22 protein-coding genes, 1 tRNA gene and 2 pseudogenes are annotated in these 23,940 nt (G+C 69.4%); 5 read left to right on the top strand and 20 right to left on the bottom strand.

The features are described from left to right. Positions 1–203: 203 nt before the first annotated feature. The 12 genes from ACTJK8_RS23160 to ACTJK8_RS23105 form a co-directional block, all read right to left on the bottom strand. Positions 204–1,115 (bottom strand): cytochrome c1, encoded by a 912-nt coding sequence (locus tag ACTJK8_RS23160; protein ID WP_024831119.1) that lies wholly within the window; start codon positions 1,113–1,115, stop codon positions 204–206. Positions 1,116–1,133: 18 nt separating this feature from the next. Further along, positions 1,134–2,420 (bottom strand): cytochrome b, encoded by a 1,287-nt coding sequence (locus ACTJK8_RS23155; RefSeq protein WP_012317471.1) that lies wholly within the window; start codon positions 2,418–2,420, stop codon positions 1,134–1,136. Positions 2,421–2,433: 13 nt separating this feature from the next. Beyond that, on the bottom strand, positions 2,434–3,018 hold the full coding sequence (petA, locus tag ACTJK8_RS23150; protein ID WP_234741283.1) for a ubiquinol-cytochrome c reductase iron-sulfur subunit: 585 nt from the start codon (positions 3,016–3,018) through the stop codon (positions 2,434–2,436). Between the two features lie 182 nt (positions 3,019–3,200). Then, positions 3,201–5,066 carry an ABC transporter ATP-binding protein gene (locus tag ACTJK8_RS23145; RefSeq protein ID WP_012317469.1) on the bottom strand — a complete coding sequence of 622 codons (1,866 nt, stop codon included), beginning with the start codon at positions 5,064–5,066 and terminating at the stop codon, positions 3,201–3,203. Between the two features lie 88 nt (positions 5,067–5,154). Further along, positions 5,155–5,742 (bottom strand): protease inhibitor Inh/omp19 family protein, encoded by a 588-nt coding sequence (locus ACTJK8_RS23140; RefSeq protein ID WP_440762565.1) that lies wholly within the window; start codon positions 5,740–5,742, stop codon positions 5,155–5,157. Positions 5,743–5,912: 170 nt separating this feature from the next. Beyond that, positions 5,913–6,737: a succinate dehydrogenase iron-sulfur subunit gene (locus ACTJK8_RS23135; RefSeq protein ID WP_024831121.1), complete on the bottom strand. Its 825-nt coding sequence runs from the start codon at positions 6,735–6,737 to the stop codon at positions 5,913–5,915. Between the two features lie 85 nt (positions 6,738–6,822). Beyond that, entirely contained in the window at positions 6,823–8,640 is a 1,818-nt protein-coding gene (gene sdhA / locus ACTJK8_RS23130; RefSeq protein WP_440762564.1) for a succinate dehydrogenase flavoprotein subunit, read from the bottom strand. Between the two features lie 31 nt (positions 8,641–8,671). Continuing rightward, complete coding sequence (sdhD, locus tag ACTJK8_RS23125; RefSeq protein WP_024831123.1) at positions 8,672–9,091, bottom strand: succinate dehydrogenase, hydrophobic membrane anchor protein; 420 nt, start codon at positions 9,089–9,091, stop codon at positions 8,672–8,674. Between the two features lie 10 nt (positions 9,092–9,101). Beyond that, on the bottom strand, positions 9,102–9,503 hold the full coding sequence (gene sdhC / locus ACTJK8_RS23120) for a succinate dehydrogenase, cytochrome b556 subunit (protein ID WP_012317464.1): 402 nt from the start codon (positions 9,501–9,503) through the stop codon (positions 9,102–9,104). A gap of 129 nt (positions 9,504–9,632) precedes the next feature. Next, entirely contained in the window at positions 9,633–10,883 is a 1,251-nt protein-coding gene (locus tag ACTJK8_RS23115; RefSeq protein WP_440762572.1) for an SLC13 family permease, read from the bottom strand. A 476-nt stretch (positions 10,884–11,359) separates the two neighbouring features. Continuing rightward, a complete protein-coding gene (locus ACTJK8_RS23110) occupies positions 11,360–11,956 on the bottom strand; it encodes a hypothetical protein (RefSeq protein WP_209649808.1) in 597 nt (198 codons plus the stop codon). Positions 11,957–12,112: 156 nt separating this feature from the next. Beyond that, positions 12,113–13,606: an AMP nucleosidase gene (locus ACTJK8_RS23105; RefSeq protein ID WP_012317461.1), complete on the bottom strand. Its 1,494-nt coding sequence runs from the start codon at positions 13,604–13,606 to the stop codon at positions 12,113–12,115. A gap of 113 nt (positions 13,607–13,719) precedes the next feature. Between ACTJK8_RS23105 and tsaA the strand changes: the two genes are divergently transcribed. Next, complete coding sequence (tsaA, locus tag ACTJK8_RS23100) at positions 13,720–14,217, top strand: tRNA (N6-threonylcarbamoyladenosine(37)-N6)-methyltransferase TrmO (protein ID WP_266283665.1); 498 nt, start codon at positions 13,720–13,722, stop codon at positions 14,215–14,217. Then, positions 14,214–14,906 carry an SGNH/GDSL hydrolase family protein gene (locus ACTJK8_RS23095; RefSeq protein ID WP_440762563.1) on the top strand — a complete coding sequence of 231 codons (693 nt, stop codon included), beginning with the start codon at positions 14,214–14,216 and terminating at the stop codon, positions 14,904–14,906. The genes tsaA and ACTJK8_RS23095 overlap by 4 nt, the downstream gene beginning before the upstream one ends. Before the next feature lie 52 nt (positions 14,907–14,958). On the opposite strand, the gene guaA is transcribed toward ACTJK8_RS23095, so the two are convergent. The 8 genes from guaA to ACTJK8_RS23055 all read right to left on the bottom strand — a co-directional run bounded on the left by guaA (position 14,959) and on the right by ACTJK8_RS23055 (position 21,866). Next, positions 14,959–16,515 carry a glutamine-hydrolyzing GMP synthase gene (gene guaA, locus ACTJK8_RS23090; protein ID WP_012317458.1) on the bottom strand — a complete coding sequence of 519 codons (1,557 nt, stop codon included), beginning with the start codon at positions 16,513–16,515 and terminating at the stop codon, positions 14,959–14,961. Between the two features lie 191 nt (positions 16,516–16,706). After that, a complete protein-coding gene (locus tag ACTJK8_RS23085; protein ID WP_012317457.1) occupies positions 16,707–17,126 on the bottom strand; it encodes a hypothetical protein in 420 nt (139 codons plus the stop codon). Further along, complete coding sequence (locus ACTJK8_RS23080; protein WP_012317456.1) at positions 17,123–17,512, bottom strand: hypothetical protein; 390 nt, start codon at positions 17,510–17,512, stop codon at positions 17,123–17,125. The genes ACTJK8_RS23085 and ACTJK8_RS23080 overlap by 4 nt, the downstream gene beginning before the upstream one ends. Before the next feature lie 240 nt (positions 17,513–17,752). Beyond that, positions 17,753–19,126 (bottom strand): NTP/NDP exchange transporter, encoded by a 1,374-nt coding sequence (locus ACTJK8_RS23075; RefSeq protein ID WP_053620289.1) that lies wholly within the window; start codon positions 19,124–19,126, stop codon positions 17,753–17,755. 107 nt (positions 19,127–19,233) lie between these two features. Beyond that, positions 19,234–19,989 (bottom strand): NADPH-dependent F420 reductase, encoded by a 756-nt coding sequence (locus ACTJK8_RS23070; RefSeq protein ID WP_012317454.1) that lies wholly within the window; start codon positions 19,987–19,989, stop codon positions 19,234–19,236. Then, positions 19,979–20,884, bottom strand: a complete 906-nt coding sequence (locus ACTJK8_RS23065; RefSeq protein ID WP_440762562.1) for an aldo/keto reductase — start codon at positions 20,882–20,884, stop codon at positions 19,979–19,981. The genes ACTJK8_RS23070 and ACTJK8_RS23065 overlap by 11 nt, the downstream gene beginning before the upstream one ends. A gap of 113 nt (positions 20,885–20,997) precedes the next feature. Further along, positions 20,998–21,336 (bottom strand): hypothetical protein, encoded by a 339-nt coding sequence (locus ACTJK8_RS23060; protein WP_012317452.1) that lies wholly within the window; start codon positions 21,334–21,336, stop codon positions 20,998–21,000. Between the two features lie 74 nt (positions 21,337–21,410). Then, positions 21,411–21,866, bottom strand: a complete 456-nt coding sequence (locus ACTJK8_RS23055) for a CHRD domain-containing protein (protein ID WP_058606545.1) — start codon at positions 21,864–21,866, stop codon at positions 21,411–21,413. A gap of 259 nt (positions 21,867–22,125) precedes the next feature. Here ACTJK8_RS23055 and ACTJK8_RS23050 point away from each other — a divergent pair. The 3 genes and pseudogenes from ACTJK8_RS23050 to ACTJK8_RS23040 form a co-directional block, all read left to right on the top strand. Next, positions 22,126–22,202 (top strand) — tRNA-Met (locus ACTJK8_RS23050). A 353-nt stretch (positions 22,203–22,555) separates the two neighbouring features. Continuing rightward, positions 22,556–22,800: pseudogene (locus ACTJK8_RS23045) on the top strand (transposase); the annotation flags it as partial. A gap of 20 nt (positions 22,801–22,820) precedes the next feature. Continuing rightward, positions 22,821–23,940 (top strand): annotated as a pseudogene (locus ACTJK8_RS23040) (IS3 family transposase); the annotation flags it as partial.

Genomic DNA, 23,940 nt, shown 5'->3' with positions numbered 1-23,940 from the left:
GACCTCCCGAAGCCGCTCTGATCCCTGGAGCCCGCCTTCGAGGCCCGCTGACGCGGTCACCTCAGGATGAGGTGGTGCAGGGGACGGGCAGTGTCGGAAGGAGGACCGTCGCGGCGGGCGAGCGGTAGCATGGAGAGCCGACCAAAAAAAAGATGGACCTCCCGAGGGAGGCCCATCCGAACAGCGGACTGATCTGGCCGGCCTCAGTAGGTCTTGTGCAGCTCCGGCTGGAGGCCGTGGACCTCGCCGCCGACATCGGCCCAGATCTTCTTCTTCACGTAGTAGAGCAGCCCCGACAGGATGATCAGGAACAGGATCACCCGAAAGCCCAGGGCCTTGCGGTCCATCATGTGCGGCTCGGCCGCCCACATCAGGAAGGCCGAAACGTCCTTGCCGTACTGGTCGACCGTCTCGGGCACGACCGGCTGGCCCTGATCGTTCTTCGGGTACGAGACCTGCCCGTCGGTGATCGGCGGTGGCATCGCGATGATGTGGCCGGGATAGTACTTGTTGTAGTGGCCGCCCTCCGGCAGCGCGAAGTCCTTCGGCGGATCCTCGTAGCCGTTGATCAGGGCATGGATATAGTCCGGCCCCTGCTCCGAGTAGCCGACGAAGGGCAGCCAGTCGGTCAGGAAGTAGAGCGAGCCGCGGGAGAAGGTCCGCGCCTTGGCGATGACCGAGAAGTCCGGCGGTGCCTTGCCGCCGTTGGCGGCGGCGGCCGCCTGGTCGTTCGGGAACGGCGGCGGGAACGTGTCGGCCGGCCGGCCCGGACGGTCGAACATGTCGCCGGCATCGTTCGGCCCGTCCTTCACCTGGTAGGTCGCGGCCAGCGCCTTGACCTGCCCGGCCGAGAAATGCGGCCCGCCCTCCTGCGCGAGGTTGCGGAAGGAGACCAGCTTCATCGAGTGACAGGCGGAGCAGACTTCCTTGTAGACTTGGAAGCCGCGCTGCAGCTGCGCGGTGTCGAAGCGGCCGAACACGCCGGCAAAGCTCCAGTTCACGCGGGCCGGGATCGGCCCGCCATGCCCTTCCTGGGCAGAGACCGGCACGGCGCCGATCAGCAGGGCCGCCAGGGCGGCCGCGGCGGTCGTCGAGAGGACGCGGGTCATCATCATGGTCCTGTCGTCAGCCCGTCAGCCTTTGGTGGTCGGAGCGGCGGCGGCGCCGGCCGGCATGCCGGACCCGCTCACCTGCTTGCCCGGCCCGGTCACGCTCTCGAGGATCGAGCCCGGCAGCTTCTTCGGCGTCTCGAACAGGCCGCAGAGCGGCATGACGATCAGGAAGTGCGCGAAGTAGTAGGCGGTGCAGACCTGCGCGGCGAGCACGTAGCCGCCCTCCGGGGGCTGCGAGCCGAGCCAGCCGAGGAGCAGCGTGGCGCCGACGAAGACCCAGAAGAACTGGCGGTAGAGCGGCCGGTAGTTGCACGAGCGGATCCGCGACGTGTCGAGCCAGGGCGCGAAGGCCAGGATGATCACCGCCGAGAACATCAGGATCACGCCGCCGAGCTTGCTCGGGACCGCGCGCAGGATCGCGTAGAACGGCAGGAAGTACCATTCCGGCACGATGTGCGCGGGCGTCACCGCCGGGTTCGCCTGGATGTAGTTGTCGGCGTGGCCGAGATAGTTCGGCTGGTAGAACAGGAACCAAGAGAACAGGATCATGAACACGCAGACGGCGAACACGTCCTTGATCGTCGCGTAGGGCGTGAACGGCACCGCATCCTTGCCCGACTTGATCGGGATGCCGACCGGGTTGTTCTGGCCGGTGACGTGCAGCGCCCAGACGTGCAGCACGACGACCCCGGCGATCATCCACGGCAGCAGGTAGTGCAGCGAGAAGAAGCGGTTGACCGTCGGATTGCCGACCGAGTAGCCGCCCCAGAGCAGGGTCTGGATCGTGTCGCCGACCACCGGGATCGCCGCCAGGATGTTGGTGATGACGGTGGCGCCCCAGAAGCTCATCTGGCCCCAGGGCAGCGTGTAGCCGAGGAAGGCCGTCGCCATCATCAGCAGGTAGATCACGACGCCGAGGATGTAGAGCACCTCGCGCGGGGCCTTGTAGGACCCGTAGTAGAGGTTGCGGAACATGTGCAGGTACACGGCGACGAAGAACATCGACGCGCCGTTGGCGTGCGCGTAGCGCAGCAGCCAACCGTAATTCACGTCGCGCATGATCTTCTCGACGGAGGTGAAGGCACCCGTCGCCGAAGGCTCGTAGTGCATCGCCAGCCAGACGCCGGTGACGATCTGGATGCCGAGGAAGGCGATCAGGATCGCCCCGAAGGTCCAGAAGTAGTTCAGGTTGCGGGGAACCGGGAAGGCCACGAACGAGGAGTGCACCAGCCCGACGATGGGCAGGCGCGCCTCGAACCATTTGGCCACGCGGCTCTTGGGGACGTAGGTGCTGGCTGTCGCGCTCATGCTTCCGTCCTCCTCAGGCCGCTTCCTTGCCGCCCTCGCCGATCCGGATCTTGGAATCCGTCTCGAAGGCGTAGGGCGGGATCGGCAGGTTGATGGGCGCCGGTCCGTGGCGCACGCGGCCCACCGCGTCGAACTGCGAGCCGTGGCACGGGCAGGCCCAGCCCTCGAAATTGCCCTGGTGGCCGATCGGCACGCAGCCGAGATGCGTGCAATTGCCGTAGACGACGAGCCACTGGTCGTGGCCGCTCTTGACCCGCGTCGGGAAGGCGGCCGGATCGATCATCGCCGAGAGCGGGACCGCCTTCATGTCGGCCACTTCCTTGGCGGTCAGCTTGCGCACGAAGATCAGCTTGCCGCGCCAGAAGACGTTGACGATCTGGCCGTCCTGGATCGGCGTGAGATCGACCTCGATCGGCGCGCCCGCGGCGATCGTGTCGGCGTCGGGCGCCATGGAAGAGATCAGCGGCCACACGGCGGCCCCCGCCCCGACCGCCAGCCCGGCGCCGGTCGCCAGGAACAGGAAGTCACGGCGGCTGCCGTCATGACCAGAGACCGCGGGAGCGGCGGCTGATGTGTTCGCCAAGGTTCGGAACTCCATGCGTCGGCGTCAGGGCCGCAGGTGCCCTCGTCCCGGCTCGGTCCGGGAACAAAGCATTATGGTTCTAATCTGAGCAATGAGACCGTCTGCCGCCCCCGAGTCAAGCCGCTGTGTGCGGCGCGGCGATAAGGTCGCCCCTCGATCGTAGCGGTATGTTGCCGGCAATCGCGCCAGCGCACCACTCAGGCGACCACGCTGTCGTACCGCGGCGTCCCGTCGTCGAGGAAACCGCCCGACTGGCGCGACCAGAGGCCGGCGTAGACGCCGCCGGCGGCGACCAGCTCGGCATGCGTCCCCTCCTCGATGATCCGGCCGCGGTCGATCACGACCAGTCGGTCGAGGGCCGCGATGGTCGACAGGCGGTGCGCGATCGCCAGCACGGTCTTGCCGGCCATCAGCGTGTCGAGGGAGTCCTGGATCGCCGCCTCGACCTGGCTGTCCAGGGCCGAGGTCGCCTCGTCCAGGATGAGGATCGGCGCGTCCTTCAGCATGACCCGGGCTATGGCGATGCGCTGGCGCTGCCCGCCGGATAGCTTGACGCCGCGCTCGCCGACCTGGGCGTCGTAGCCGCGCCGGCCCTTGTGGTCGACGAGGTCGGCGATGAACGCGTCCGCGTGGGCGAGGCGGGCCGCCCGCTCGATCTCCGCCTGGGTCGCGCCGGGGCGGCCGTAGGCGATGTTGTCGCGGATGGAGCGGTGCAGCAGGGACGTGTCCTGGCTGACCATCGCGATCGCTTCGCGCAGGGATTGCTGCGTCACCGTCGCGATGTCCTGGCCGTCCACCAGGATGCGCCCGCTCTCCACGTCGTAGAGCCGCAGGAGCAGGCCCGCCAGGGTCGACTTGCCCGCGCCGCTGACGCCGACCAGCCCGACCTTCTCGCCCGGACGGATCGTCAGGGAGAAATCCTCGATGACGGTGGCGTCGCCGCGCCCGTAGTGGAAGCCGACCTCCTCGAACCGGATCTCGCCGCCGGTGACGGTCAGCGTCCGCGCGTCCGGCGCGTCGACGAGGCCGTGCGGCCGGGCCATCGTCTGCATGCTCTCCTGGACCACGCCGACGTTCTCGAAGACGCCGCGCACGGTCTGCATGACCCAGCCCGACATGGCGATGAGGCGCAGGACTAGGGCGAGCCCCGCCGAAGCCTCGCCGGTACTCATGCCGCCGTCGCGCCACAGGACGAGGCAGGCGGCGCCGGTGGCGATCAGCAGCGCGCTGTTGAGCAGCCCGAGAAGGCTCGTGGTCAGGGTCACCAGCCGGAACTGGTGGAGGTAGGCGGCGGTGTGGACCTCCACGGCGTCCTGGACGGCGGCCCGCTCCTCGCGATCGCGGGCGAAGAGCTTCACCGTCAGGATATTGGTGTAGCTGTCGACGATGCGGCCGATGAGGGTCGAGCGGGTGTCGGCGGTCTTGTGCGAGCGCGCCCGGGCCCGGGGCACGAACCACGCGGTCAGGGCCGCGTAGGCGGCGATCCAGAGCAGCACCGGGACCGCGAGCCATGGCGAGATCGCGCTGAACAACCCGACCGCGGTGATCGCGTAGATCGCCACGTACAGCAGCGTGTCGATGAAGACGACGGCGAGTTCCCGCACCGCCGGGCCCACCTGGACGACGCGGTTGGCCAGACGCCCCGAGAAGTCGCCCTGGAAATACGAGAGCGCGTGCCCGAGGGTGTAGAGATGCGCCCGCCAGCGAATCTGGCTGGTGGATTGCGGCACGACGAGCTGGTTGGACAGCACCTCGTGGGCCCAGATCGACAGCGGTCGCACCACGGCGATCAGCAGGACCACCAGCCCGAGCTCGACTGCGTGGTCCGACAGCACCGTCGCCCGGTCGGCCGAGCCGAGCAGGTCGATGAACCAGCGCATCACGAGGTAGAGGGAGGCCTCGACCGTGCCGGCGACCACCGCGATGACGAACAGCGCCGCCAGGGCGGCGCGGATCGGGCGCAGGTAGAACCAGGCGAAACCGAGAACCGACCGCGGCGGCATCCGCGCCTCGTCGAAGGGCGCGAAGGGGTCGACGCGGCGTTCAAGCCAATCGAGGAACATGTGTACGGGGGCGTGACGCGGCGGGAGCCCCTCATGTAAGCGCCTCCCGCCGGGTGCCAACCGCGCGGCGTGGTCGCGCCGCCCGGCCTCAGCGGTTGAGGGCGAGCGCCGCGCCGGACTTGGTCAGGGCGCCTTCCAGGCCGCCGCCGCCCTGGCGCAGCCGCGCCGCCACCGAGCCGCCCGGCTGGTAGAGGTAGACCTCGCCGTCGCGGAAGTCCCAGGCCGAGACCCGCGCCAGATCCTTGTTGGCGCAGCCCGAGGCCGTCGCCCGGTAGAGGTCGAGGGCCGGCGTGCTCGAGAGCGTGACCTTGCAGTTCGCCCCGGTGGCGTCCCGGGCATCCCAGCTGCCGACCACCGCGGAGCGGCCGCTCGTGGCGACCGGTGGCGGCGGCGGCGGCGGCGCGACCGGCTCGGCGATCACGGTCGGACCACCGGGCGGCGTCGCGGCCGCCTGGGCGCCGGGCGGGGGCGGCGCGTCGGGGCTCGCGGCGACGCCGGGCGGCGGCGCCAGCGGGGCCGCCGTCACGGTGCCCGACGGCATGGCCGGCACGGTGTCGAGGGACGCCTGGGGCGACGGACCCCGGGTGCGCGGGCCGTCGAGGCGGCTCGAGGCGCAGGCGCCGAGGCTGGCGCTCAGACAGAGAACGGCGAACGTCGACAGGCTCGGGCGCAGCATCGGTCCACTTCGGATCAGGCTTCAGAGCGCGGAGGCGCTTCGACCCTGACTCCGTGCCAATTGCGCTGACCGCAAGGCAGCGCTCTCAGCCCGGGCCGACTCCGCTGCGGAGAGCCGGCCTTTTCAGCCGAGTGTGGCCCTCAGGCCTCATGCCCGGCCGGACTCTGCAATCAGAGCGTGCGCTCGACCATCATCTTCTTGATCTCGGCGATGGCCTTCGCCGGGTTCAGGCTCTTCGGGCAGGTATTGGCGCAGTTCATGATGGTGTGGCAGCGATACAGCCGGAAGGGATCGTGCAGCCCGTCGAGGCGGTGGCCTGTGTTCTCGTCGCGCGAGTCGATCAGCCAGCGATAGGCCTGAAGCAGGGCCGCGGGGCCGAGGAACTTGTCGCCGTTCCACCAGTAGCTCGGGCACGACGTGGTGCAGCACGCGCACAGGATGCACTCGTAGAGGCCGTCGAGGCGGGACCGGTCCTCCGGCGTCTGGCGCCACTCCTTCTCGGGCGCGGGCGTCTCCGTCTGGAGCCAGGGCTCGATGGCGGCGTGCTGGGCGTAGAAATTCGTCAGGTCCGGCACGAGGTCCTTCAGGACCGGCATGTGCGGCAGCGGGTAGATGCGGATCGCCCCGTCCTTGTCCTTGCGGGTCATGACCGGCAGGGCGTTGTCGGGGCTCTTGCACTCGTCGATGCCCATCGTACAGGCGAGCGCGTTCTGCCCCTCGATGTTCATCGCGCAGGAGCCGCAGATGCCCTCGCGGCAGGAGCGGCGGAAGACCAGCGTCGAGTCGACCTTGTTCTTGATCCACAGCAGCGCGTCCAGGACCATCGGGCCGCAATCCTCACGGTCGACCTGGTAGGTGTCGATCCGCGGATTGGCCCCGTCGTCCGGGTTCCACCGGTAGATCTTGAAGGTCTGCAGGTTCCTGGCGCCGGGCGGGGCCGGCCAGGACTTGCCCTGCGTGATCTGGGAGTTCTTCGGAAGGTTGAACTGAGCCATGGTTCTCGACGGCTTCCGCTAGAGCAGGACGCGGCGGCCGGAGGGGCAAGGCCCCGCCGCCGCAGTCGTGGTGCAGAGTTGCAGATCAGTACACGCGCGCTTTCGGCTCGATGTACTGGATCTCGTTCGACATCGTGTAGGTGTGGACCGGCCGGTAGTCGATGTTTACCTGATGCCGGCTCTCGTCGAGCCAGGACAGCGTGTGCTTCATCCAGTCCTTGTCGTCGCGGTCCGGGAAGTCCTCGCGCGCGTGGGCGCCGCGCGATTCGGTGCGGTTGGCGGCCGATTCCATCGTTACCACCGCCTGACCGATCAGGTTGTCGAACTCCAGGGTCTCGAGGAGATCGGTGTTCCAGACCAGCGACCGGTCGGTGACCTTCACGTCGGCGGCGGCGTTCCAGACCTTGTGGATCAGGCCCTTGCCCTCCTCCAGCACCTCGCCGGTGCGGAACACGGCGCAGTTGTTCTGCATCGTCTTCTGCATCTCGGCGCGGAGCTCGGCTGTCGGCGTCGAGCCGTTGGCGTAGCGGAACCGGTCCAGGCGCTCGAGCGCCTTGTCGGTCGCGCCCTTCGGCAGCTCCATGGCCCGGCCGTTCGGCTCGACGATCTCGGCGCAGCGCTTGCCGGCGGCGCGGCCGAAGACCACGAGGTCGATCAGCGAGTTCGAGCCGAGGCGGTTGGCGCCGTGGACCGAGACGCAGGCCGCCTCGCCGATCGCCATCAGGCCCGGAACCACCGTGTCGGGGTTGCCGTCGCGCAGCGTCAGCACCTCGCCGTGATAGTTCGTGGGGATGCCGCCCATGTTGTAGTGGACGGTCGGGATGACCGGGATCGGTTCCTTGGTCACGTCGACGCCCGCGAAGATCCGCGCGGATTCCGAGATGCCCGGCAGGCGCTCGTGCAGGATCTTCGGGTCCAGGTGGTCGAGGTGCAGGTAGATGTGGTCCTTGTTCCTGCCGACGCCGCGGCCGTCGCGGATCTCCATGGTCATGGAGCGCGAGACGACGTCGCGCGAGGCGAGGTCCTTCGCCGACGGCGCGTAGCGCTCCATGAAGCGCTCGCCCTCGGAATTGGTGAGGTAGCCGCCCTCGCCGCGGGAGCCTTCCGTGATCAGGCAGCCCGCGCCGTAGATGCCGGTCGGGTGGAACTGCACGAACTCCATGTCCTGCAGCGGCAGGCCGGCGCGCAGCACCATGGCGTTGCCGTCGCCCGTGCAGGTATGGGCGGAGGTCGCCGAGAAGTAGGCGCGGCCGTAGCCGCCGGTCGCCAGGATGGTCATCTGGGCGCGGAAGCGGTGGATCTCGCCGGTGGCCTGATCGAGCGCGATCACGCCGCGGCAGCGGCCCTCGTCGTCCATGATCAGGTCAAGGGCGAAGTACTCGATGAAGAAGTCGGTCTGGTTCTTCACCGCCTGCCCGTAGAGGGTGTGCAGCATGGCGTGACCGGTGCGGTCGGCTGCCGCGCAGGTGCGCTGGGCGGTGCCCTTGCCGTAGTCCGTGGTCATGCCGCCGAACGGGCGCTGGTAGATCTTGCCTTCCTCCGTGCGGGAGAAGGGCACGCCCCAGTGCTCCAACTCGTAGACGGCGGCGGGCGCGTTGCGCACGAGATACTCGATGGCGTCCTGGTCGCCGAGCCAGTCCGACCCTTTCACCGTGTCGTACATGTGCCAGCGCCAGTCGTCCGGGCCCATGTTGCCGAGGGAGGCCGAGATGCCGCCCTGCGCTGCCACCGTGTGGGAGCGGGTCGGGAACACCTTGGTGATGCAGGCGGTGCGCAGGCCCGCCTCCGAGCAGCCGACCGTGGCGCGCAGGCCGGCGCCGCCCGCGCCGACGATCACGACGTCGAAGGCGTGATCGTGGATGGTGTAGGCAGGCCCGCTGCCGTTGGTGCCGTTGGCGGCCATGTTCGGCTCCTCGAGATCGTTGTTGGCGGGGTCAGGCCGGCTGTCCGAAGCCGATGCGCAGGACCGCGTAGAGGCAGGCGACGGCCACGACGACCGCGTAAGCGTTGTTGGCGAACACCGCCGCGATCTTCGTCGCCGGCGCGTGCACGTAGTCCTCGATGATCACCTGCATGCCGAGGCGCATGTGGACCGTCACCGACAGCAGCGCCAGGATCAGGAGGATCGAGACCAGGGGGGTCGCGACGAGGAGCCGCGCCTCCGCGTAGCCGCGGCCCGCCATCTTGGCGATGATCACCACGAAGCTCAGCATCAGCACGACGTTGGCGACGGCGGTCAGCCGCTGCAGCCACCAGTGGTCGGCGCCGTGATGGGAGACGCCGAGGCCGCGCACCCGTGCGCGCGGGGTGCGGATCGAGACGCGCGTGTCCTGCCGGACCTCTTCCTTAGCCATGTCGGCCTCCTCAGCGGACCAGAAGGGCGACCGCCCAGATGACGAGGGTGAGGGCCACCGAGCCGATCAGCGTCAGCCGGGCCATCGAGAGACGCTTGTCGCGGTCGAACCCGACGCCGGTATCCCAGATCAGGTGCCGGATGCCGCCGAGCATGTGGTGCATCAGGATCCACGTGTAGACGAACAGGATCAGGCGCCCGAAGATCGAGCCGAAGAAGCCGGCCACGTAAGAGTAGCCCACCGGGCCCGAAGCCAGAGCCACGAGCCAGATCGCGACCAGAGCAGTCCCGCCATAGAGCGCGGTTCCGGTGATGCGGTGGAACACCGACATCGCCATCGTCCAGGTCCAGCGATAGATCTGGAGATGCGGCGACATCGGCTGTGCCACTGTCGGGCGGGCGGTGGGTGCCATCGGGTTGAAGCCTCGCAGCTGCGAACTGGACCGTCTCTAATCTGGTAGCGCTAGTGGCTGAGCGGGCAACCCGCAATCCGCCATGGTGCGGCGCAATGTGCCGTCCGGGGCGACACTTTGCCGATTCTGTCACTTTAGCTGTCCCAGGATGCGCCACCACGCGTAGTCGAGCGGCGCCGCCACCAGCAGCGACAGCACCCCGAAGCTCAGGGTCAGTCGCGTCGCGTCCCGGAGGCGGACCCGCCCGAGTTCGCTCGCGAACACGATCGGGGGCGCCTGATAGGGGAAGAACACGGTCGAGTAGCCGATCACCTGCAGCGAGACGACCGCCAAGGGTGACAGGCCGCTCGCCTCCGTCATCTCGCCCGCCAGAGCCGTGTAGAGGGCTGGGGCGCCGTTGGCAGTGACGAGGAGGGTCAGCACCGTGGCGATGCCTGTGAGCACCGCGAAGTTCTGCGTCGGCGCGTCGTGCGCCAGCGGCGCCACCGTCAGAAGCAGATGGCCGAGGCGCTCGCCCAGCCCGGTCTCATTGACCAGAGCGACGAGGCCGAGGAGCGCCGCGATGTAGAAGCAGGTCCGCAGATTCACCTGCTGGAACGCCTCCGGCGGAAGCACGCCGATCCGGGGCAGCAGGCAGACCACCGCGGCGGCGAGGCCGACCCAGGCGGGCGCGAGGCCGTGCAGGCTGTCGGTCATCCAGAGGATCAAGGTGCAGGCGAGGATCACCGCGAGGCGCCGCTCGGGCGCCGAGAGCGGCGGCCGCTCGGCCAGCGACGGAGCGGCCGAGGCGAGGTCGTCGGGGAATAACCGGACGATCAGCGCGACCAGCAGCACGCCCTTCGCAAGGGCCAGGACCGGGGCGTGCAGGAGGAAGTAGGAGAGGTAGGAGAGATGCAGGCCGAGCAGGTGCTCCGCCGAGCCGGCCATGACGAGGTTCGGGACGTTGGCGGGAAGGATCGCCGCCGACAGGATCGGCGTGGCGAGGCCGACGGCCAGGACCGCGCCGGTACGCCCAGGGCGCCCGGCCGCGAGCCCGAAGGCGTCGCAGAGTGCCAGGGTCACCGGGATCATCAGGGCGATGCGGCCCAGATTCGACGGCATGACGAAGGCGATGAGGAAGCTCAGCGTCACCAGCCCGGCGATGAAGCGCCCGTAGGAACCCGAGAGCCGCAGCGCGAGCGTCCGCGCCATCCGGGCGCCGAGGCCGGTTCGGGTCATGCCCTGCCCGACCACCATGCCGGACAGGACGAGCCAGAAGGCGGAGGACGAGAAGCCCGAGAACACCGTGGCGGCAGAGCCGAGCCGCAGCAGCATCGCCATCCCGAAGAAGGCGAGCGCCGTGACGATCTCGGGCAGCAGCGCGGTCGACCAGAGGCCCATGCACAGCACGAGCAGCGCCGCCGTCGCCGCAACCAATCCCTCGCCGCTCACCGCGATCGTCCCCGCACCACGCTACACCGGAGGCGGCATCGTCACCGGATTGGAACGGTTCGCAATTCGGGAGATGTTGAGCAAGCCTTCGTGGACGGCGAAGGCTGTGGGCGCCACCGCTTCCTCGGTCGGCAGGGAGGGGTTTGCTCGGCACGGCTCTATCGGCAGGCGAACGCGGCCCGCTTCACATCGCGGCCGCGCAGCGGGATCCGGGCGCCTCGGAAGCCGGCGGAGACACGTGCGGCATCGACAGGGGTTCTCGGATCTGCGTCCCGCAGTCGACGCTCCGGGATGCCGGCGCGGAGCGTACCGTCACCCGCGGCATGACGGGCACGGGTGTCCCCGAACGGTATCGCCAGGCCTCGAGGGCCGGGCGCGGACGCGTCGCTAAGCCGGAGCGCGGGCACCGCGCCCGCGCGGCGGACTCAGTAGCCGTAGCCGTAATAGCTGTCGCAGGCGGCCGGGTCGTAGGCGCCGTAGCCGTAATTGTAGGCGCAGTTGTCGTAGCCGTAGTCGAGACCGCCCAGGCCGTACCCGACGCCGAGGCCGAGCCCGAGGCCGGCGAGTCCGTAGCCGACACCGCGGCCGTAGCGGTGGCCGTAATAGCCGCGGTTGACGAAGCCGCGACCGGCGAGGCCGCGGTTTCCGACCCCGCCGAACCGGCCGGCCTGATTGTATCCGCCGGTCCGGACGCCACCGACGCCGGCCGCGCCGAGCCCCGCACCGCGGAAGCCGCCGCCCGATCCACCGACCCGCGCCCCGCCGACGCCGCCGTTCTGGAAGGCGCCGCCGCCGAAGCCGCCGTTCCGGAAGGCTCCGCCGCCGACCCCGGTCCCGCGGAAGCCGCCGCCGAAACCGCCGCCGTGGAATCCGCCCCCGCCGAAGCCGCCGCCGTGGAATCCGCCCCCGCCGAAGCCGCCGCCGTGGGATCCACCCCCGCCGAGGCCGCGGGCCTCGGCGCCGGACGGCGCGAGAGCCACGGCCGCCAGGAGGGCGGTGGAAACGAGTGCCATACGGGTCATGGGAAATCTCAGCTTGGTGTGTGGTGTCTTAACCTCTCAACACCGCTCACAGAGGCTGTATCCAAGCTTGAGTATTGTTGACGGCGTGGCGGTCGGTCGCTGAGACGGGGCCGTGCACGCCGCGACCCTGCGCTCCTCTCCGGTTTTCGCGAGACTTTACCGGAAGGGCGGTTCGTCGAAGCTTCGCAGCTTGCGCGAGTGGAGACCTTGCCGGTCGGCCCGCAGCACGTCGAGGGCCGCCAGCCCCACCTGGAGATGCTCCGAGACCGCCCGATCGTAGAAGGCGTTGGCGGCGCCTGGCAGCTTGATCTCGCCGTGGAGCGGCTTGTCGGAGACGCAGAGCAGCGCGCCGTAGGGCACGCGCAGGCGGAAGCCCTGGGCGGCGACCGTGCCGCTCTCCATGTCCACCGCGACCGCGCGCGACTGGTTGATCCGACGCCGCTCCTGGCTGAAGCGCAGTTCCCAGTTGCGGTCGTCGTAGGTCACCACCGTGCCGGTGCGCAGGCGCCGCTTGAGCGCGTCGGCCTGCTCGCCCGTCACCGCGGCGGCGGCATCCTGGAGGGCGACCTGCACCTCGGCGAGGGCCGGCACCGGGACGTCCGGCGGCACGAGCTCGTCGAGGATCCGGTCGCGGCGGAGGTAGGCGTGCGCCAGCACGTAGTCGCCGATGGTCTGCGACTGCCGCAGGCCGCCGCAATGGCCGACCATCAGCCAGCAATCCGGGCGCAGGACGGCGAGATGGTCGGTGATCGTCTTCGCGTTCGACGGCCCGACGCCGATATTGACCAGCGTCGTGCCCTGCTGGGTCCCGTCGGCGTCGCGCGCCACCAGGTGGTAGGCCGGCATCTGGTGCCGGTGCCAGGGCGAGGCGGCAATGACCGCCGCGGGGTCGGCATCGGCCGCCTCGGCGCGGGTCACGGACACGCCGCCCGGCAGGACCAGCCGCTCGAACCCCTCCGCGCCCGAGGCGAGCCGCTCCAGCCCGTGGCGGACGAACTGGTCGACGTAGCGGTGATAGTTCGTGAGCAGGATCCAGGGCTGGACGTCGCGCCAGTCGCAGCCGGTGTAATGGACCAGACGCCGAAGCGAGTAATCGACCCGCACCGCGTCGAACAGCGCCAGCGGCAGCGGCTCGCCGGCGATCTGGTCGAATGTCCCGTCGGCGATCTCGTCGCCCACGAGAGACAGGAGCGGGACCGGGAAGTAGGTAGCGAGGTCGGCGCCGTCGACGGTCCGCCCGCGTGCGTCCAGCCCCGCCTCCAGCACGTAGGGGTAGGGAATCTCCTGCGCGCTCAGGCCGACCTCGATGGCGATGCCGTAGTCGGCGATCAGCGGCTCCAGCTGGCGGGTCAGATAGGTCCGGAAAAAGCCCGGATGCGTGACCGTGGTGGCGTAGGTGCCGGCGGCCTGGAGCTTGGCGGTGGCGCGCCTGACCCGCGGCAGCGGTCCGTCCGGGCGGTAGCTGATCCGCAGCTCCGGGTAGCGGAAGGCGAGCCGCTCCGTGGCGTCAGGCGGCGGCCCGCCGGCGAGGTATCGCTCCAGCGCGGTTCGCAGGGCGCCGGCCGCGTCGTCGTAGAGCTCGACGAGCCGGTCGATGGCGGTCCCGGCGTCGGCCACCGCCTGCATCGGCCGCAATTCCCGCTCGATCATGTCGCCTCCGTTCCTGCTGCCGGATCTACACCCCGCGCCATCCGGGGGCGAGATGCGGGGTTGCGGGCCGCGAACACATGGCCGACAAGCCGGCCGGCGCGGAGCGAGGCGGCATGGACGCGGATGAGTTCGGGACCCGTCCCGGTGAAGTGAGGGCCGCGCTGCCCGCGACCTTTGACGCGGGCCTCCACTTCATCGGTCGGCTGCGGACGCCCTGGCTGACGCGGTCCGACTGTCCCAAGAACGGGCTCCAGGCGGACACGGTCTGCACCGTGGAGGTCGATCCCGCCTACGCCCCCGGCCTGCGCAATGTCACGGGCTGCACGCACCTGATCCTGCTCTACTGGATGGACCGGGCGACGCGCGGCCTCGTGGTCCAGCGCCCGCGCCACGCCGACGGCCCTCGCGGCACCTTCTCGTTGCGCTCGCCCGCGCGTCCCAACCCGATCGCCCTGTCCGTCGTGGAACTGCTCGGCCGCGACGGCGACGCGCTCCGCGTGCGCGGGCTCGACTGCCTCGACGGCACGCCGCTCCTCGACATCAAGCCCTACTACGCCACGACGGACGCGCGCCCGGACGCCCAGGTCGACCGGGCCGGGGCCGAGCCGTGAAGCGCGCCGTCCTCCTCGGTCTCGGCGGGCTCGCCCTGCTGGCGATCGGCGGGTTCGCCGGGTGGCGCCTGCACCGGCCGGGGGCCGACGCGCGGGCCTACGCGGAGATGCGCCTGATCGCCGTGCAGGTCAGCCTCGACGAGGCGCCGCCGGACTACGTGTTCTGGGCCGGCGATTCGCAGGTGGAACTGCAGCCCGGAAGCCAGCGGCCCTGCGGCCTCGAGTTCCTCAACGGCGGCATCAGCGGCGCGACCGCGGCCAGCTACGCGGACTACCTCGCGCGCCTGTCCTTCAAGGTGAATCCCCGGCTCGCCGTCCTGACCATCGGGACCAACGACATCCTGGTGAAGAACAACCCGCAACTGCACAAGCCGACGGAACAGTTCGAGGCCGCCGCCGAGACCATCGTCAGGCGGCTCCAGACCTTGAGCCCGCGCGTCGTGGTGACCGCCCTCCCCCCGGTCGGTCGCGAGATCGGCAAGCTGGTCGACGCGGGAGCGGTCGCCGATTACTCGCGTCGATTGCAGAACCTCTGTGGGCGGCTCGGGTGCGTCTTCACGGACCCGTTCGCGGCCCTGCGCGACGGCGACACCGGCTACGCGAAGCCCGGCGCCCTCCGCGACGGGCTGCATCTCGCGGCGTTCCGGCCGGCGATGAAGGCGGTCGAACCGGCGCTCTGCAATCCGTGACGACCGAGCTGGTCGCGCTCCGCCGCGCCTGTGCCGACCGCTCGGCGGCCGCTCACTCCCACTCGATCGTGCCGGGCGGCTTGGAGGTGATGTCGTAGGTCACCCGGTTGATGCCCTTCACCTCGTTGATGATCCGGGTCGCGACCCGGCCCAGGAAGGCCATGTCGAACGGGTAGAAGTCGGCGGTCATGCCATCGACCGAGGTGACGGCGCGCAGCGCGCAGACATGGTCATAGGTGCGGCCGTCGCCCATCACGCCGACAGTCTTCACCGGCAGGATCACCGCGAAGGCCTGCCAGATCGTGTCGTAGAGGCCGGCCTGCCGGATCTCGTCGAGGTAGATCGCGTCGGCCTTGCGCAGGGCTTCCAGCTTCTCACCCGTGATGGTGCCGGGGCAGCGGATCGCCAGGCCCGGGCCCGGGAACGGGTGGCGGCCGACGAAGCCCTCGGGCAGGCCGAGCTCCTTGCCGAGCACCCGGACCTCGTCCTTGAACAGCTCGCGCAGCGGCTCGACGAGCTTCATGTTCATGCGCTCGGGCAGGCCGCCGACATTGTGGTGGCTCTTGATCGTCACCGACGGGCCGCCCGTGAACGACACGCTCTCGATCACGTCGGGGTAGAGCGTGCCCTGCGCGAGGAACTTCGCCCCGCCGATCTTCTTCGATTCGGCCTCGAACACGTCGATGAACAGGCGGCCGATCGTCTTGCGCTTGATTTCCGGGTCGCTGACGCCCTCCAGAGCCGCGAGGAACATCCCCGACGCCTCCACGTGGACCAGCGGGATGTTGTAGTGGTCGCGGAACAAAGCCACGACCTGCTCGGCCTCGCCGAGGCGCAGGAGCCCGTGGTCGACGAACACGCAGGTCAGCTGATCGCCGATCGCCTCGTGGATCAGCACCGCCGCTACGGCCGAATCGACGCCGCCAGACAGACCGCAGATCACCTTCTCGGAGCCGACCTGCTCGCGGATCTTGGCGATGGCCTCCTCGCGGTAGGCGCCCATGGTCCAGTCGCCCGAGCAGCCCGCGACATCGCGCACGAAGTTGCGGATCAGCAGGGCGCCGTGGGGCGTGTGCGCCACCTCCGGGTGGAACTGGACCGCGTAGTAGTTGCGGGCCTCGTCGGCCACCGCCGCGAAGGGGGCGTTCCGAGAGATCGCCACGGTGGTGAAGCCGTCCGGCAGCTTGGTGACGCGGTCACCGTGGCTCATCCAGACCGGGTACTTCTCGCCCTTGTGCCACACGCCCTTGAACAGCGGGCAATCGGCCAGGATCTCGACCTCGGCGCGGCCGAACTCCGCGTGGTGACCGCCCTCGACGGCACCGCCGAGCTGGGCCGCCATAGTCTGCTGGCCGTAGCAGATGCCGAAGACCGGGACGCCGGAATCGAACACGAGCTGCGGCGCGCGGGGCGATGCCTCCACGGTCACCGATTCGGGGCCGCCGGAGAGGATCACGCCCTTGGGCTTCTGCTCGCGGAACGCCGCCTCGGCCTTCGTGAAGGGCACGATCTCACAGTAGACGCCCTCCTCGCGCACCCGGCGGGCGATGAGCTGCGTCACCTGAGAGCCGAAATCGACGATCAGGATCTTGTCGTGGTCGGTGTTCATCGCGGGCGATTATCCGAAGGCCGCGGCGCGTGCAACGCACAAGTCCGGGTTGTCCGACCTTCCGACGTGCCGTCACCGAAGGAATGCCGGACGCCGGTACTCAATCGTGCGCATTTCTGCCGGTCCGGCGCCGCGCGGCGCGGCGCGGCCAGCCGCGCGCGGCGGTCTCGGCTGGCCAAACGCGTCGGCTCTCAGTCGAAGTTGCGGACCTTGGCCGAGCCGCCGAGGCTGATCGCGGGCTTCGCGGCGGCACCGGCGAGGCTCACCTTCTTCTGGCCGGGCGGAGTCTTGGCGCGCAGCTGCGGGGCCGCCTCGGGCGCCGGCCGCGACGGCTTGAGGTGTGCCTGCCCGTGGATCACCGAGCCGATCTCGCCGGCCACGCGGATCAGGTCGTCGCGCTCGCAGGAGCGGGCAACCTTCAGCCCGAGCTTGTGCATGTGGCTCTTGCCGTAGAGGTAGGCGGCGAGCTGCGCGCGCTTGAGCGGCGGAATCTGCTCCAGAATCAGCGGTAGGTCGAAGTCGTCGGCCCGGTACACGGAGCCCAGAACCTCGAGGGTCACCGGGCAATCGACTTCGGGCTCGGCGCCGCTGGTCGGATGCGCTTGCGTCATGGATGCCTCTCGGAGGTCGATGAATCGGGATGGGGCCCGGATGCCCCGGAGCCGGGGTCGAGTTCAACCCCTAACGAAACGGTGAGGTTCGCAATCCTGTCGTCGGCCGGCGCGGGAGTCGGGGCCGGCTCGGGCTTCCAGGCGCCGAGGCAACCGGTGCACACGGACTCGATCACCGCGCGGGCATGGGCCTGCCTGCGGGCCCAGAGCATCTCCCGGGCGACGCGCGCCGCCTCGGCGTCCGACAGCGGGCGGATGCGGATGTAGAGCGGCTCCTCCTGCGCGGCGGCCGGCGCCGGCGACAAGGCGAGGAGCCCGAGGACGGCCATCGCGGGAGCGGCGGCGCGCCACCCGCGCCGCGGCGCCGACCATGCGGGTCCCGCCATGTCTCTCTCTCGCGCCCGGACCGAGCGCGATACGTCGCCCGTCAGGGTAAACCGCGTCTTAACGGGGCGCCGCGGCCGAACGGAACTTCACCCGGCCACACCGGTAGAACCAGGAGAGCGAGCGGGAGACGGCTTGATGCCTCAGATGTTCGACTGGATCTTCTTCGCGATCATGCTGCCGTTCCCGGCCTATCTGGTCTGGGACTTCATGCGGCACCGGTAGGCGGGGGACAGCGGTCCTCACCCGCTGGACGAGGCCGCGGCGCGGACGATAGGCGGGGTCCGCTCGGGCTCACTGCCCGACAGCGCCGCCTGCTCGGCCCGGCGACGCTCCTGCGCGCGCCCGAGCCAGACGCTGTTCACGAGCCATGCCATCGACAGCGGAATCGCGGCGCCGGCCACGCTGGCGCTTCCGAGCCCTATTCCCTGGATGCCGGTGAACGACCAGGCGCCGACCTGATCACCCAGCCGGTAGACCACCGTGTCGATGAAGCTCTTGGCCTTGTAGCGATCCTCCCGCGGGACGACGGTGAACAGGACCTCCCTGACCGGCCGGGCTATGGCGAAGTTGCCGGCCCGACGCAGCACCTGGAACGCCACGATCACGCCGATCGTCGGCCAGAGGGCGAGTGCCGCGAAGCCGAGGATGCTGAAGGCCGGGAGGATCGCCAGAGTCAGGGCGACGCCGATTCGGTTCACGATCCGGCCGGTGAGGAACAGCTGGATCCCTAGGGTGAGGACGTTCACCGCGAGGTCGACGCTGGCGAAGAACGCCGTCTGCGCGCCGCGATCCGGGAAGCTCCGCTTCGCGATGCCCGCCTGCTCGAAATAGAGGAAGGTCGATGTCACCGAGAACAGCAGCAGGAACAGCGAGATGTTGATCAGATAGGGCGACGCGAGGGTCCGGGTGACGCCGGCAAGCACGCTCCCGCCGATCGTCCGATCCTGCCCGTCCGCGACGCCCCCGTGGCTGCCGGGCACCTCGTGCAGCTGCGTCGACAGCGCGGAGAGCCCGCGCATGCAGAACACCGCGACCTCGAGAAGTACCACCGCGCAGAGCATCAGGCCCCAGGTCGGGACATTCTTGGCCAGGATCGCGGTGGTGGCCGAGCCCGCGATGGCGCCGAGCGTCGCGCCGGCCGCGATGAAGCCGAACAGCCGCTTGCCCTGGGCGTTCGAGAACACGTCGACGATCGTCGCCCAAAAGATCGACACCACGAACAGGTTGAAGATCGACAGCCAGACGAAGAACACCCGGCCGATCCACACGCCCCACTCGGGGGGCGCGAGATAGAGCGTCAGCGCGAAGGCGAGGATGTTGGCCGCGAAGAACCGGTAGGTGATCGGCACGAACCGCGCCCGCGGCATCCGCTTCACCAGGTAGGCGAAGGGCAGGTTCAGGGCGAGCATCCCGACCAGGGTAGCGGTGAACAGCCAGGGCAGGTTCTCGATGCCGCCAGCGACGCCCATCTGATCCCGGATGGGGCGCAGGACGTAGTAGGCGGCGAGGATCGAGAAGATGTAGGCCCAGGACCATGCCAGCGCCCGACCCTCCCCGGGCTGAACGTCGATCAGGCGCGCGAGGGTGCCGCGGGCGGGGGCGGATTCAGGCATGGGCCGATCTCACCGAGACGAGCTTCTTCCCCGGACAAGTCTCCCTCGGGGAGACGCGGTCGCACCCCTCGCCGCCGCAGGGCGCGGCGAGGGGTCGGGCGAAGCGTCTATTTCGCCAGTCCGAGTTTCCCGCGCATCTCAGGCGCGGTGACGTCGTGGCCGAAGCCCGGGCTGCCCATGGCGAACTTGTCGGCGTCCTTGAGCGGGCCGACCACCACCGGATCGAATCCGGCGTCGCGGACAAGACCCTCGGCGACCTTCAGCGCCTCCGGGTCGTCCCCGGCGATCGGGATCGCCATCCGACCGCCCGCGCGCCCCTTGCCGCCGTCCGCGCCCTCCTTGGCGAAGACCTTGTAGTTGGCCGCGTTGAAGGCGCGCACGAGCTTGGCGCCGGCGAAGTACTTGGCCGAGGTGGCGCCGATCCCGCTGGCCTGGACCTCGTCGTAGAGCGCGCCGTCGCGCTTCTGCGTGGCATTGCCGGCGTCGAGGACGACCTTGCCCTTGAGGGACGGGCCGATCTCCTTCGCGAGGTCCGGATAGGCCTTGTAGGGGACGGCGATGAAGACCGCGTCCCCGAACGTGATCGCCTCCTCGGGCGTGCCGGCCTTCGCCTTCGGCCCGAGCTCCGAGACCATGGCGGCGAGCTGCTCCGGGTGGCGGGAGGCGAACATCACCTCGTGGCCGTCCCTGACCCAGAGCGTCCCGATCGTGCCACCGATATTCCCGGCCCCGATGACGCCGATCCGGATCTTTTTCGGGCCGTCCTGGGCCAGGGCGGGCACGGCCGCCGGGAGAGCCGCGGCCACGGCCAGTCCGCCCGCGAGGGCGAGCGCCGCGCGGCGCGAGGTGAGATCAGACCGCATCGATGAACGTCTCCATCTGCTTGCGCTGCGCCGCATCCGGGAGCTTGCCCCGCGCGGCGCCGAGGTTGTCCTCGACGTAGGCAGCCTTCGCCATGCCGGGGATCGGGCAGGTCACGGCGGGGTTGCCGAGGACGTATTTCAGGAAGAATTGCGGCCAGCTCGCGCAGCCGAGATCCTTGGCGACCGCCGGCAGCTCCTTGCCCTGGACCGCCTTGAACAGGCGGTCGCGGCCGAAGGGCACGTTGGTCATCACCGCCGTGCCACGATCCGCGGCCAGCGGGAGCACGCGCTCGGCGGCGGCGCGGTTGTCGATGGCGTAGTTGACCTGGATGAAGTCGAGACTCTCGCGCCTCATGACGGCTTCCAGCGCGTCGAGCTGGTTGTCGCGCCAGACCGTGACGCCGACGTATCGGATGCGCTTCTGCGCCTTCAGGTCGCGCAGGGCCGCCAGATTCTCGGTCACGTCGATCAGGTTGTGGACCGCTACCAGATCGAGAGTGTCGACCTTCATTCGCTTGAGCGACCGGTCGAATTCCGCGAGCGTCGCGTCGCGGCCGGTCGTGTCCACCTTGCTGGCGAGGAAGATCTTCCGGCGCAGGCCGGGCTCCGCCAGGATAAGGCCGAGGACGTCCTCGGCGGTGCCGTAGCTCGGGGCCGTGTCGATCACCGATCCGCCGAGATCGACGAAGGTTCTCACGGCCTCCCTCAAAGGCGCCACTGTCTCGGGCGCCGGTTCGACCTCGTAACGCCGGGACGTACCGATCCCGATGGCCGGGAGCATCTCGCCGGTCGATGGAATCGGCCGACGGATCAGAGGCTCCGCCGCCGCGGCGAGGCGGCCGGCGAGCGGAGCGAGGGCGGCTGCGGCGATGACGGCGCGACGGGATACGGGCATGGCCGGCCTCCGACGAATTGAGGACCCGCCGGGAGATAGGGCGCGCCCGTAATGTGTGTATTCTAAATTCTCACGCTTCCATGAGCGCGGTGAACCGTGCCGATGAGGTGAGGTTAATCTTCCTCGGGAGGGTCCTCGAATTCCGCGCCCTCGGTGTCGGGGGCGATGCGGAACCGGTACTCGTCGATCGCCAGGAAGGCCCGGTGGGCGACCTGGGGATCGATCCCGTCGCGGACGACCACGGTCTGGAAGTCGATGAAGAGGCGCGCGATGCGCGCTTCCTCTGACAGGGTGGCCAGGGCGGACGAGCTGGCGCCGGCGCGCATCATGTAGCGCTTGGCCTCTCCGGCGGTGTCGGGCGCGGGCAGGATGACGACCTGCCCGGCGGTTTCCGGCTTCAGCTCCGCCCAGCGGACGGGTGTCCAGGCGATGATGGCGTCGGTGTGCTTCATCGAAGGCTCCGGCAGGTGGACGGGATCCGCCTACCGGGCGCGGCCCGGATCGTCGAGGCTTCCGATGTTCCGGATCAGGGTGCGCGCTCCAGCTGGCCGCGGATTTCGCCCTTCGGGTTCGCGGCGGTGTGGAGGTTGAAGTACAGCTTGCCGGCCGCGAGATCGGCGGCCTTGGCGTCGTCGAGGGTCGCCTCGCCGGTGAAGGGACTGCTCGCCGCCGTCACCGGAACAAGCACGCCGGCGTTCTCGCCCACCTTGGCCGGCCCGTGGAAATGGGCGGCCGTGACCGGACCGGTGAGGCCGCTGTACCGGCCTGACCAGCTCAGGCGCTTGGTGGCGGGATCGAAGGTCGCGGTGACCTCGCCCTCGCCGTGGGACGCGGTCGCCGGGACCTCGCTGCCGCCATTGAGGGCGGCGCGGTAGGTGACCTCCTTGCCCGCCGCGACGGCCGGACCGGCGGCGAGCGGCAGCCCAAGGACGAGAAGGACGGCGATGCTGGTCGTCCTGCGATGGCTCATGCGCGCTGTCATCGAACGCTCCGTGATCTCACGGGCCGTCGCGCGGCCCGTGCGGCAACCTAGCGGCCTCGGGCGAGTCGGACATGGCCGCCGCGTCGGCGACCGTCGGCTCCGGGTGACAGCCGAGCATTTCCTTCCGCGATCCGTGCGGCGCGGAACGCGACAGTTCCGCGTCCGCGATTTGCGCACGGAGAACCGTTGACACCGAGCGCCCGCTCTCCCTATACCGCCGCCACTGCACGCATCGTCCTCGCGGACGATCGCTGCTCGTGGCGGGGTAGCTCAGCTGGTTAGAGCAGAGGAATCATAATCCTTGTGTCGGGGGTTCAAATCCCTCCCTCGCTACCAAAAAAATCAGTATGTTAGGTCCAGAGATCCAAGCGACTTTATAGCGCTTCGGCCTCTGGGTCGCATTTGGGTCGCAGTTGGAACTCCGACCCTGAAGGTCGCAGCTCCTTCTGACAGCGACCGAGCTGCAGAAATCCGTTCCTTCGCCAGTCCTTGCCGGTAGCTTGCTGAGCTGGCGGCTATCGCTCCTCTGGCGCTTGTGGCGAAGCAATGAACGGCGGCCGCCAGCGGACGCCGACACAGCATCGGCGCGACCCGGTGGCCCTCTATCGGTCGGAGCAACGCCCGGTCTGGACTTGCCCCGAGAAAGTGGAGACCTCTCTTCTTGAAGGAGGAGGGTTCCGCAGGCAGACCTGAAGCAGACCTTTACCCCCGAGTTTCGTGCTGAGGCGGTGCGATTGGTGCAGACGAGTGGGCGGTCGCGCCGCGAGGTCGCCGCCGATCTCGGCGCCGGGCTCTCGACGCTGCGCAACTGGATTGACGGTCGACGTGAGCGGGAGATGGACCATCCGCCGGCCGATCGGCGGAGGACATAGCCGCCGAGCTCGCGCGCCTGCGGCGCGAGAGAGAGGTGCTACGCCAGGAGCGGGAGATCCTGAGTGATCCGCCCCCAGTGAAGTGGTCCGCCCTGAGGTATGGCCTTGGGGCCAGGACGAGGACGGACAGACGGGAACGAAGCGGCACAAGCCGGAGGATGTCGTCGCCAAGCTGCGGCAGGTGGATGTGCTGGTCTCCCCGTGGGCCAGAGCGTCGGGGACGCGATCCGCACGATCGGCGTGACGGAGGCTACGTACTATCGCTGGCGCAAGGAGTACGGCGGCCTGAAGAGCGACTAGGTCCGGCGCATGAAGGACCTGGAGACCGAGAACCACCGGCTCCGGAAGGCGATCGCAGATCTCACGCTCGACAAGCTGATCCTGCAGGAGGCTGCCCGGGGAAACTGACCAGCCCCGCGCGCCGACGCGCCTGCATCGAGCATGTGATGGACGTCCTGGACGTCTCCGAGCGCCGCGCGTGCCGTACGCTCGGTCAGCATCGTTCGACGCAGCGCAAGGTGCCGCGGGGCAGAGACGATGAGGCGGCGTTGACCGCCGATCTCGTAGAACTGGCGCGCCGGTACGGGCGCTACGGCCACCGGAAGATCGGCGCGCTGCTGAAGGCGGCCGGCTGGTTGGTCCACGACAAGCGGGTCGAGCGGATCTGGCGGCGCGATGGGCTGAAGGTGCCCGGCCGCCAGCCGAAGAAGGGCCGGCTGTGGGACGGGGATGGTTCCTGCATCCGGCTCAAACCGGAGCGGCGCGACCACGTCTGGGCCTACGACTTCGTCGAGGCGCGCACCCATGACGGGCGCAAGTTCCGGATGCTCAACGTCGTCGACGAGTTCACCCGCGAATGTCTGGCGATCCGCGTTGCGCGCAAGCTGAAGGGAGCTGACGTGATCGACGTGCTCTCGGACCTGTTCATCCTGCGCGGCGTGCCCGAGCACGTTCGTTCAGACAACGGGCCCGAGTTCATCGCCAAGTCGGTGCAGTCCTGGATTGCGGCTATTGACGCGAAGGCCGCCTACATCGCGCCAGGCTCACCGTGGTGAGAACGGCTTTGTCGAAAGCTTCAACGCGCGATTGCGGGATGAACTCCTGAACGGCGAGATTTTCTACACCCTGAAGGAGGCACAGATCATCATCGAAAGCTGGCGTCGGCACTACAACACGATCCGCCCGCACGGTGCGCTTGGCTA

Origin of the sequence: Methylobacterium sp. 22177 (assembly GCF_052045615.1) — a bacterium.
Taxonomy (GTDB): domain Bacteria; phylum Pseudomonadota; class Alphaproteobacteria; order Rhizobiales; family Beijerinckiaceae; genus Methylobacterium; species Methylobacterium radiotolerans.
The sequence above is the reverse complement of the archived record's forward strand: the minus strand, read 5'-3'. Positions and strand labels throughout refer to the sequence as shown.

What these genes read in the sequence shown, in the direction of transcription:
- ACTJK8_RS23160 (WP_024831119.1), bottom strand. Translation starts at nt 1,115, where the DNA reads ATGATGATGACCCGCGTCCTCTCGACGACCGCCGCGGCCGCCCTGGCG.
- ACTJK8_RS23155 (WP_012317471.1), bottom strand. Translation starts at nt 2,420, where the DNA reads ATGAGCGCGACAGCCAGCACCTACGTCCCCAAGAGCCGCGTGGCCAAA.
- petA (WP_234741283.1), bottom strand. Translation starts at nt 3,018, where the DNA reads ATGGAGTTCCGAACCTTGGCGAACACATCAGCCGCCGCTCCCGCGGTC.
- ACTJK8_RS23145 (WP_012317469.1), bottom strand. Translation starts at nt 5,066, where the DNA reads ATGTTCCTCGATTGGCTTGAACGCCGCGTCGACCCCTTCGCGCCCTTC.
- ACTJK8_RS23140 (WP_440762565.1), bottom strand. Translation starts at nt 5,742, where the DNA reads ATGCTGCGCCCGAGCCTGTCGACGTTCGCCGTTCTCTGTCTGAGCGCC.
- ACTJK8_RS23135 (WP_024831121.1), bottom strand. Translation starts at nt 6,737, where the DNA reads ATGGCTCAGTTCAACCTTCCGAAGAACTCCCAGATCACGCAGGGCAAG.
- sdhA (WP_440762564.1), bottom strand. Translation starts at nt 8,640, where the DNA reads ATGGCCGCCAACGGCACCAACGGCAGCGGGCCTGCCTACACCATCCAC.
- sdhD (WP_024831123.1), bottom strand. Translation starts at nt 9,091, where the DNA reads ATGGCTAAGGAAGAGGTCCGGCAGGACACGCGCGTCTCGATCCGCACC.
- sdhC (WP_012317464.1), bottom strand. Translation starts at nt 9,503, where the DNA reads ATGGCACCCACCGCCCGCCCGACAGTGGCACAGCCGATGTCGCCGCAT.
- ACTJK8_RS23115 (WP_440762572.1), bottom strand. Translation starts at nt 10,883, where the DNA reads ATGGGCCTCTGGTCGACCGCGCTGCTGCCCGAGATCGTCACGGCGCTC.
- ACTJK8_RS23110 (WP_209649808.1), bottom strand. Translation starts at nt 11,956, where the DNA reads ATGACCCGTATGGCACTCGTTTCCACCGCCCTCCTGGCGGCCGTGGCT.
- ACTJK8_RS23105 (WP_012317461.1), bottom strand. Translation starts at nt 13,606, where the DNA reads ATGATCGAGCGGGAATTGCGGCCGATGCAGGCGGTGGCCGACGCCGGG.
- tsaA (WP_266283665.1), top strand. Translation starts at nt 13,720, where the DNA reads ATGGACGCGGATGAGTTCGGGACCCGTCCCGGTGAAGTGAGGGCCGCG.
- guaA (WP_012317458.1), bottom strand. Translation starts at nt 16,515, where the DNA reads ATGAACACCGACCACGACAAGATCCTGATCGTCGATTTCGGCTCTCAG.
- ACTJK8_RS23085 (WP_012317457.1), bottom strand. Translation starts at nt 17,126, where the DNA reads ATGACGCAAGCGCATCCGACCAGCGGCGCCGAGCCCGAAGTCGATTGC.
- ACTJK8_RS23080 (WP_012317456.1), bottom strand. Translation starts at nt 17,512, where the DNA reads ATGGCGGGACCCGCATGGTCGGCGCCGCGGCGCGGGTGGCGCGCCGCC.
- ACTJK8_RS23075 (WP_053620289.1), bottom strand. Translation starts at nt 19,126, where the DNA reads ATGCCTGAATCCGCCCCCGCCCGCGGCACCCTCGCGCGCCTGATCGAC.
- ACTJK8_RS23070 (WP_012317454.1), bottom strand. Translation starts at nt 19,989, where the DNA reads ATGCGGTCTGATCTCACCTCGCGCCGCGCGGCGCTCGCCCTCGCGGGC.
- ACTJK8_RS23065 (WP_440762562.1), bottom strand. Translation starts at nt 20,884, where the DNA reads ATGCCCGTATCCCGTCGCGCCGTCATCGCCGCAGCCGCCCTCGCTCCG.
- ACTJK8_RS23060 (WP_012317452.1), bottom strand. Translation starts at nt 21,336, where the DNA reads ATGAAGCACACCGACGCCATCATCGCCTGGACACCCGTCCGCTGGGCG.
- ACTJK8_RS23055 (WP_058606545.1), bottom strand. Translation starts at nt 21,866, where the DNA reads ATGACAGCGCGCATGAGCCATCGCAGGACGACCAGCATCGCCGTCCTT.